8 protein-coding genes are annotated in these 8,133 nt (G+C 75.9%); 6 read left to right on the top strand and 2 right to left on the bottom strand.

Annotated elements, in window-relative coordinates; genetic code table 11:
* Both ggt and ACFUEL_RS30120 read left to right on the top strand, forming a co-directional pair.
* A partial coding sequence (ggt, locus tag ACFUEL_RS30125) for a gamma-glutamyltransferase (protein WP_380239944.1) occupies positions 1 to 1,629 on the top strand: 1,629 nt, incomplete at its 5' end.
* A gap of 107 nt (positions 1,630 to 1,736) precedes the next feature.
* Complete coding sequence (locus ACFUEL_RS30120) at positions 1,737 to 2,540, top strand: exodeoxyribonuclease III (protein WP_380239943.1); 804 nt, start codon at positions 1,737 to 1,739, stop codon at positions 2,538 to 2,540.
* A gap of 22 nt (positions 2,541 to 2,562) precedes the next feature.
* Here the strand turns inward: ACFUEL_RS30120 and ACFUEL_RS30115 are convergent, their stop codons facing one another.
* Together ACFUEL_RS30115 and ACFUEL_RS30110 are read right to left on the bottom strand one after the other, a co-directional pair.
* Positions 2,563 to 3,066 carry a hypothetical protein gene (locus ACFUEL_RS30115; protein WP_380239942.1) on the bottom strand — a complete coding sequence of 168 codons (504 nt, stop codon included), beginning with the start codon at positions 3,064 to 3,066 and terminating at the stop codon, positions 2,563 to 2,565.
* Positions 3,067 to 3,094: 28 nt separating this feature from the next.
* Positions 3,095 to 3,586 (bottom strand): hypothetical protein, encoded by a 492-nt coding sequence (locus ACFUEL_RS30110; RefSeq protein WP_380239941.1) that lies wholly within the window; start codon positions 3,584 to 3,586, stop codon positions 3,095 to 3,097.
* 114 nt (positions 3,587 to 3,700) lie between these two features.
* Here ACFUEL_RS30110 and ACFUEL_RS30105 point away from each other — a divergent pair, with 114 nt between their 5' ends.
* The 4 genes from ACFUEL_RS30105 to ACFUEL_RS30090 form a co-directional block, all read left to right on the top strand.
* The gene (locus ACFUEL_RS30105) at positions 3,701 to 4,228 is read left to right on the top strand and encodes a PadR family transcriptional regulator (protein ID WP_380239940.1); all 528 of its coding nucleotides are present in this window, start codon (positions 3,701 to 3,703) and stop codon (positions 4,226 to 4,228) included.
* On the top strand, positions 4,225 to 4,911 hold the full coding sequence (locus ACFUEL_RS30100; protein WP_380239939.1) for an ABC transporter ATP-binding protein: 687 nt from the start codon (positions 4,225 to 4,227) through the stop codon (positions 4,909 to 4,911). Before ACFUEL_RS30105 ends, ACFUEL_RS30100 begins: the two co-directional genes overlap by 4 nt.
* The gene (locus ACFUEL_RS30095; protein ID WP_380239938.1) at positions 4,908 to 7,244 is read left to right on the top strand and encodes an FtsX-like permease family protein; all 2,337 of its coding nucleotides are present in this window, start codon (positions 4,908 to 4,910) and stop codon (positions 7,242 to 7,244) included. The genes ACFUEL_RS30100 and ACFUEL_RS30095 overlap by 4 nt, the downstream gene beginning before the upstream one ends.
* A gap of 327 nt (positions 7,245 to 7,571) precedes the next feature.
* The coding region (locus ACFUEL_RS30090; RefSeq protein WP_380239937.1) for a hypothetical protein at positions 7,572 to 8,133 on the top strand (562 nt) is incomplete at its 3' end.

The following is an 8,133-nucleotide window of genomic DNA, read 5'->3' as shown; positions in this document are numbered from 1 at the left end:
GGCATCGAAGTCCTCAGGAAGGGCGGCAACGCGGTGGACGCCGCCGTCGCCACCGCCGCCGCGCTCGGCGTCACCGAGCCCTACTCGGCCGGCATCGGCGGCGGCGGGTACTTCGTCCACTACGACGCCCGCACCGGGAAGGTGGAGACCATCGACGGCCGGGAGACCGCCTCCCGGAGCGCCGACAGCACGCTGTTCCTCGAGGACGGCAAGCCGCTCGCCTTCGACGACGCCGTCACCAGCGGCCTGTCCGTCGGCGTCCCCGGCACCGCCGCGACCTGGGAGCGGGCCCTGCGCCGCTGGGGCACCCGCGACCTGGCCGAGGTGCTGGAGCCCGCCGAGCGGATCGCCGAGCGCGGCTTCACCGTCGACCGGACCTTCCGCGACCAGACCGCCGCCAACCAGGCCAGGTTCCAGGACTTCCCGGCCAGCCGCGCCCTGTTCCTGCCCGGCGGGCAGCCCCCGGCCGTCGGCTCCACCCTGCGCAACCCCGACCTGGCCGCCACCTACCGCCAACTCGGCCGCCAGGGCACCGACGCGCTCTACCGGGGCCCGATCGGCGCCGACGTCGTGCGCACCCTCCAGCACCCGCCGGTCGACCCCGCTTCCGGCCGCACCGCCCGCCCCGGGAAGGTCGACGCCGCCGACCTGGCCGCCTACCGCGTCCGCGAGCAGGCCCCGACCCACGTCGGCTACCGGGGCCTGGACGTGTACGGCATCGCGCCGTCCTCCTCCGGCGGCACCGCGGTCGGCGAGGCGCTGAACATCCTGGCCGCCAACGGCGCCGCGCAGCTCACCGACCCGGCCGCCTACGACCACCAGTACCTGGAGGCCAGCCGGATCGCCTTCGCCGACCGCAACCGCTGGGTCGGCGACCCGGCCGCCGTCCAGGTGCCCGCCCGGCAGCTCCTCGACCCCGGCTACGCCGCCACCCGGGCCTGCCTGATCGACCCGGACCACGCCCTGACCAGCCCGCTCGCCCCCGGCGACCCCTACCACCCGGCCGCCTGCGCCGGCACCGGACAGCCCGCCGCCGAACCGTACGAGGGCCTGAGCACCACCCACCTGACGGTCGCCGACCGCTGGGGGAACGTGGTCTCCTACACGCTGACCATCGAGCAGACCGGTGGCAGCGGCATCACCGTCCCCGGCCGGGGCTTCCTGCTCAACAACGAGCTGACCGACTTCGACTTCGCGCCGCTCGCCCCCGGCGTCCCCGACCCGAACCTGCCCGGCCCCGGCAAGCGGCCGCGCTCCTCGATCTCGCCGACCATCGTGCTCAAGGACGGCGAGCCCTACCTGGCGCTCGGCTCGCCCGGCGGCGCCACCATCATCACCACCGTGCTCCAGGTGCTCACCGGCCGGGTCGACCGCGGGCTGACGCTGGAACAGGCCATCGCCGCGCCCCGGGCCAGCCAGCGCAACACCGCCGCCACCCAGGCCGAACCCGCCTTCCTGGCCTCGCCCGAGGCCGCGCGGCTCCGGGCGCTCGGCCACGTGTTCGCGTCCACCCCGGAGATCGGCGCCGCCACCGGCGTCGAACGGCTCCCGGACGGCCGCTGGCTGGCCGCCGCCGAACCGGTGCGGCGCGGCGGCGGAGCGGCGGGGGTGGTGCGCCCCTCGCGCTGAGCGGCCGTCAGCTGCCGGGCGCTGTCGGCGGCGGACGGTATGTTCGGACGGGGTGCCCGGCCCGCGCCGGGGGCCCCGTCCGTCCGCACCGCCGAGGGAAGGCCGCCGTGACCGTCCGCATCGCCACCTGGAACATCAACTCCGTCACCGCCCGGCTGCCCAAGCTGCTGGAGTGGCTGGAGTCCGCCAAGCCGGACGTGCTCTGCCTGCAGGAACTCAAGTGCGCCACCGACGCGTTCCCCGCCGAGGCGGTCGCCGGGCTGGGCTACGAGTCCGCCGCGCACGGCGACGGCCGGTGGAACGGCGTCGCCGTGCTGTCCAGGATCGGCCTGGCGGACGTCGTCCGCGACCTGCCCGACCAGCCCGGCTACCTCGCCGAGGACGCGCTGCTGCCGGTGGTCGAGCCGCGCGCCGTCGCCGCGACCTGCGGCCCCGTCCGGGTCTGGTCGGTGTACGTGCCCAACGGCCGCGAGGTCGACCACGCGCACTACCGCTACAAGCTGGAGTGGATGGCCGCGCTGCGCGAGGCCGTCCGCGAGGACGCGGCGGGCGAGCGCCCGTTCGCCGTCCTCGGCGACTTCAACGTCGCCCCCACCGACGAGGACGTCTTCGACCTCGCCGCCTTCGAGGGCCTCACCCACGTCACCGCCCCCGAGCGCGCCACCCTCGCCGCCCTCCAGGAGACCGGCCTGCGGGACGTCGTCCCGCGCGCCCTCAAGTACGACCGCCCGTACACCTTCTGGGACTACCGGGCGCTGGCCTTCCCGAAGAACCGCGGCATGCGGATCGACCTGACGTACGCCAACAAGCCGTTCGCGGACGCCGTCACCGACACCTACGTGGACCGCGAGGCCCGCAAGGGCAAGGGCACGTCGGACCACGCGCCGGTGGTGGTCGACCTCGACCTGTGAGGCCGGCGGTGACGGGGCCGGGTCAGGGCAGCAGCAGGTCCAGCGGACTGTCCAGGTAGCTGTCCAGCCGGGCCCAGTGGAACACCGCCACCGCCAGCACCCGCAGCGGGTCGGGCTCCGCCAGCTCCCAGCCCTCCCGGGCCCGGCCCAGCACCCGGCCCTCCTCGACGAGTTCGGCGCTCAGCGCGCCCCGCCCCCGGAAGCGCACGGTGCGCCCGCCGGTGCTGAGCCGCACGAAGCGCTCGGCCGCCCGCATCCGGCGGTTGCCGTCGATCCGCAGCTCGGCGCCCTCGAAGGTGCCGACCCCGCTGCGGTGCACCATCGGCCGGAAGTAGGCGTCCCCGAAGCCGAACCTGGGCAGGTCGGCCAGCGGGCGCCCGTCCAGCTCGAAGTACCAGCGCTCGGTGGTGTTGCTGCCGGGCAGCACGGCCATCAGGCCGGTGCTGGGCGCGTCCCGGCGCACCGTCAGCTCGCCCACCGGAGTGGTGGCGGTGGCGCCGTGCTGCTTGAGTCGTCCGAACTTCACAGGTCCCCCGGGGTGCCGCGGTCGGGTGTCAGAGGTTGCGCAGGACGGGGTGGGCGACGAGGTGGTCGAGTGCGGCCAGGTCGTACACCGCCACCGCGCACACCCGGAACCGGTCCGGTTCGGCCATCCGCCAGCCGCGTCCGCGCCGGGCGACGGGCGCGCCGTCCTCCCACAGCTCCGCGTCCTCCAGGCCCCGGCGGACGAAGCGCAGGACGCGGCCACCGGCCCGGAACTCCACCCGGCGGCGGGACCGCAGCAGGTGGCCCTGCCCGCTGACGCGCAGTTCGGCGCCCTCGAAGGTGCCGGACGCGGTACGGCGCACCACCCGCTGGGCGAGCGGGCCGGGCGGGCCGAAGCGGGGCAGTTCGGCGAGCGGGCGGCCGTCGAGTTCGAGCCGCCAGACCTCCAGGCCCTCGATCAGCGCCGCGGCGTCCCCCCGCGGCCGGGCCCGGTGCAGGACGAGGGCGCCCAGCGGCGTTCCCGCCGTCGTGCCGTGCTCCCCGGCCATCGTGAATTCCACCCCGCCCGCCCCGTCGCCGTAAAACCCCAGGCGGATGGTAGTGGGCGGAGATCCCTTCGTCAGTATTCCTCGAGTGTATAGACGCGGAGTGTACGCGCGACGTAGGGTCTTGCCATGAGCGTTCCCCTCACCCTGCTAGGGCTCCTCGAACGCGAGCCCAGCCACGGCTACGACCTCAAGCGCGACTACGACGCCTTCTTCGGGCGCGGCAAACCGCTCCCCTTCGGCCAGGTCTACGCGACCCTCGGGCGGCTCGCCCGGGACGGCAAGGTGGTGGTCGGCGACCCCGAGGCGGGCGACGGGCCGGACCGCAAGCGGTACGTGATCACCGATGCCGGGGCCACCGAGTTCGAGGACTGGCTGAGCGAACCGGTCGCCGCCGAACCCCACCTGCAGACCGTGCTGTTCAGCAAGGTCGTGCTCGCCCTGATGCTCGGCCGCGACGCCGAGCGCTACCTCGACACCCAGCGCGCCGCCCACCTGAGGCGGATGCGCGAACTCACCGAGGTCAAGCGCTCCGGCAGCCTGGTCGACGCCCTGCTCGCCGACCACGGCCTGTTCCACCTGGAGTCCGACCTGCGCTGGATCGACCTCACCACCGCCCGCCTGGACGCCCTCGCCCTGGAGGTGAACGCCCGATGACCGCACCCCTGATCGAGGCCCGCGCCGTCACCCTCTCCTTCGGCGAGACCCCCGCCCTGCGCGGCGCCGACCTGGCCGTGGACGCCGGCGAGATCCTCGCCGTGATGGGCCCCTCCGGCTCCGGCAAGTCCACCCTGCTGCACTGCCTGGCCGGCATCCTCGCCCCCGACGGCGGCGAGATCCACTTCGACGGCCGCCGGATCGACCGCCTCGGCGAGCAGGAGCGCAGCACGCTGCGCCGCGACAGCTTCGGCTTCGTCTTCCAGTTCGGCCAGCTCGTCCCCGAGTTGAGCGCCGAGGAGAACGTCGCCCTGCCGCTGCTGCTCGGCGGCGCCAAGCGCGCCGACGCGCTGGCCCGGGCCCGCGCCTGGTTCCCCCGGCTCGGCCTGGACGGGCTGGAGGCGCGCCGCTCCGGCGAGCTCTCCGGCGGCCAGGCCCAGCGCGTCGCCCTGGCCCGCGGCCTGGTCGCCGAGCCGCGCGTGCTGTTCGCCGACGAACCCACCGGCGCGCTCGACTCGCTCACCGGCGAACACGTGATGGACCTGCTGGTCGACTCCGCCCGCGCCCAGGGCACCACCGTCGTCCTGGTCACCCACGAGGCCCGGATCGCCGCCTACGCCGACCGCGAGACGATCGTCCGCGACGGCCGCGCCACCTCGCTGAGCGGACGGGCCGCCCGGTGATCCGCCTCGGCCTGCGCCTCGCCGTCAGCGGCGGCCGCGAGGCGTGGCTGCGCCTGCTGGTCACCGCCGTCGCCGTCGCCGTCGGCGTCGGACTGCTGTTCACCACCCTCGCGGCCGTCAACGCCGTGCACACCCAGAACGGCCGCTACGCCTGGACCAACAGCGGCTTCTCCGCCGCCACCCAGGCCGACCCCGGGTCCGACCCCGCCGATCGGGAGGCGGCGGGGTCGGGTCCGACGGCGGCCGGTGCGACGGCGGCCGGTGCGACGGCGGCCGGGCCGGACGCGGACGGCAACGCGCCGCTGTGGTGGCTGGCCCGGCGCGACTCCTTCCAGGGGCAGCAGATCGGCCGGATCGACATCGCCACCACCGGCCCGACCGGCGCGCTGCCGCCCGGCGTGGACCGGCTGCCCGCCGACGGCGAGTACTACCTGTCGCCCGCGCTGGCGAAGCTCGCCGACGCGGCGCCCCCCGAGCAGCTCGCCGACCGCTTCGGCGGCCACCGGATCGGCATCCTCGGCAAGGACGCGCTGCCCGGCCCCGACAGCCTGGTCGCCCTGGTCGGCGGCACCCCGCAGGAGGTGTCGAAGGTCCACGGGGCGGTGCGGGTCGCCCGGATCCTCACCACCCCGCCCGACCGCTGCGACGACTGCGTGGTCGGCATCCAGTCCAACGGCGTCACGCTGATCCTGACCGTCGTCGCCGGGGCACTGGTCTTCCCGCTGCTGATCCTGATCGGCACCGCCACCCGGCTGAGCGCCACCCAGCGCGAACGGCGCTTCGCCGCGATGCGGCTGGTCGGCGCCACGCCCCGGCAGGTGGCGGCGGTCTCCGCCGTCGAGGCGGCGCTGGCCGCCGCGGCGGGCGCGCTGCTCGGCTTCCTGCCCTACCTCGCGGTGCGCGGCAAGGTCGCCGGACTGTCGCTGACCACGGAGCGCTTCTACGCCTCCGACCTCACCCTGACGCTCCCGCAGATCGCCGCCCTGCTGCTGGGCGTGCCGCTGGCGGCCGTCGTCACCGCCCGGATCGCGCTGCGCCGGGTGCAGGTCTCCCCGCTCGGGGTCAGCCGCCGGGTCACCCCGAAGCCGCCCCGGGCCTGGCGGGTGGCGCCGCTGCTGGCCGGGCTCGCCGAGCTGGTGTTCCTGCTGGTCCGGCACCCGGAGTCGGTCCCCGGCCAGGTGCGGGGCTACCTTTCCGCATTCGGCCTGATCATGCTCGGCATCGTGCTGGCCGGCCCCTGGCTGACCGGCCGGGCCGCCGCCCTGCTGGCCCGGCGCACCCAGCGCCCGGCCACCCTGATCGCGGCCCGCCGGCTCGCCGACAACCCCACCGCCGGGTTCCGGGCGGTCAGCGGGCTGGTGCTGGCCCTGCTGGTGATGACCGCGACGATCGGGATCATCACCACCATGACCGACGAGCGCGGCCGGGTCGAGGGCGGCCGGCAGTTCGACAACGTGCTGCTCAGCAGCCTCGGCGAGGGCCGCACCCCCGAGGGCCTGGACCGGCGCTCCGGCCCGCCCGCGCCTCCCGGGCTGACCGCCGGCCTGCTCGCCGTCCCCGGCGTGCGCGCCACCCTGCTGGTGCACCCGCTCGACAAGGTGGTGCCGGTCCACGTCGGGGACGAGACCACGGCGTCCGAGGTGGTGGCCTGCCCGGAGCTCGACGCCGTCGGGGTGTTCGGCCACTGCGAGCCCGGCGCGGCCGCCGCCTACCTGCCGTCCGTGCTGGCGGGGGCCCGCGACTACTCCGACACCGCGTGGCCCGCCGCGCCCTACACCCCCGAGCAGCTGGCAGTCCTCCCGGTGGTGAACGTGGTGGTCGCCACCGACGGCTCGCCGGCCGCCGTCGAGCGGGCCCGGACGATGGTGGACGCCGCCTACCCGGCGGTCCGGCAGGCGGTGACCCTCTCCGAGGGGCGGCAGCTGTCCGGCAGCGAGCTGGAGGGCTTCCAGCAGCTGGCGAGGGTGGTCATCCTGGCGACCTTCCCGATCGCGGGCTGCAGCCTGGCGGTCAGCGTCGCCGCCGCGCTCGGCGAGCGCAAGCGGCCGTTCAGCCTGCTGCGGCTCAGCGGGGTGTCGCTGGCGATGCTGCGCCGGGTGGTGCTGATGGAGTCCGCGGTGCCGCTGCTGGCCGTCTCGGCCGTGGCGATCGGCACCGGGCTGCTGGCCGCCGACCTGTTCCTGCGCTCGCAGCTGAAGTACACGCTGCACTCGCTCGGCACCGGCTACTACCTGGCGGTCGCGGGCGGGCTGGTCGGCGCCCTGGCCGTCATCGGCGCCACCCTGCCGCTGCTGCGCCGGATCACCGGGCCGGAGACCGCCCGCAACGAATAAGCCCTCCCGGGGAGGGGTCGGTCGGACCGGAGGGCGCGCCCGCGACGGGCGGGCCCTTCCGGCGTTCCGGAGCCCCGGCACCCCGGCGTTCCGGAGCCCCGGCACCCCGGCGTTCCGGGGCCCCGGTGCCCCGGTGTTCCGGCGCCCCGGTCGCGGGACGGGGGCGGGGGCGGGGCCGGAGGTTGTTCGGGTCCGGAGCATCGGTCGGACCCGAACGGCCTTGCGAGTTCGCCGGGGCGGGCGGTGCTGCCTAGCGTGGTCGGCAACCGGGAGTAGCGGCCCGGTCACGCGGCCGCTGCCCCAACCCCGACCCCCTGGAGGTACGGCATGCGCCCGACGCGCACCGCCGCCGCCGCACTGCTCGGCACCACCGTCCTGCTCGGCCTGGCCGGCACCGCCCCCGCGTCCGCGAAGGGCAGCGAACCCGCCTGGGTCTCTCCCGCGCAGGCCCAGCCCGGACAGTCGGTCTCGGTCAGTGTCACGTGCGCGAGCAGCACGGAGAAGACCGTCACCGCGACCTCGCTGGCCTTCGCCGGCGGCTCCACCACACTCCGCGTGGGCCCCGACGGGAAGTACTCGGGAAGCGCCACCGTCATCTCCGAGCAGGAGATGGCCGCGGCCGCCGCCAAGCGCACCACCACCGACTCGTCCTGGGGCATCGACGGCAAGTGCCCCAACGGGGACGGTTTCGTCGGCGCGGTCGCCATCGCGGTCGCCGGGACGAACGGTGCCGTCAGCGGCGCGGCCGCCGGGGCGGGCGTCTGGGAGGGCGCCCGGCTCCCGCACGGCGGGGTGGAGACCGGCCTGGGCGGCTCGGTCGGCGTGAACGGCACCCGGCTGGCCGTCGGCGCCGCGCTGGTGGGCTCCGGCCTCGGCGGGTTCTGGCTGC

It is taken from the genome of Kitasatospora sp. NPDC057198 (assembly GCF_042670125.1).
Lineage (GTDB): Bacteria > Actinomycetota > Actinomycetes > Streptomycetales > Streptomycetaceae > Kitasatospora.
Note: the sequence above shows the minus strand (reverse complement) of the source record. Positions and strands in the feature narration are given on the sequence as shown.

What these genes read in the sequence shown, in the direction of transcription:
- ACFUEL_RS30105 (WP_380239940.1), top strand. Translation starts at nt 3,701, where the DNA reads ATGAGCGTTCCCCTCACCCTGCTAGGGCTCCTCGAACGCGAGCCCAGC.
- ACFUEL_RS30100 (WP_380239939.1), top strand. Translation starts at nt 4,225, where the DNA reads ATGACCGCACCCCTGATCGAGGCCCGCGCCGTCACCCTCTCCTTCGGC.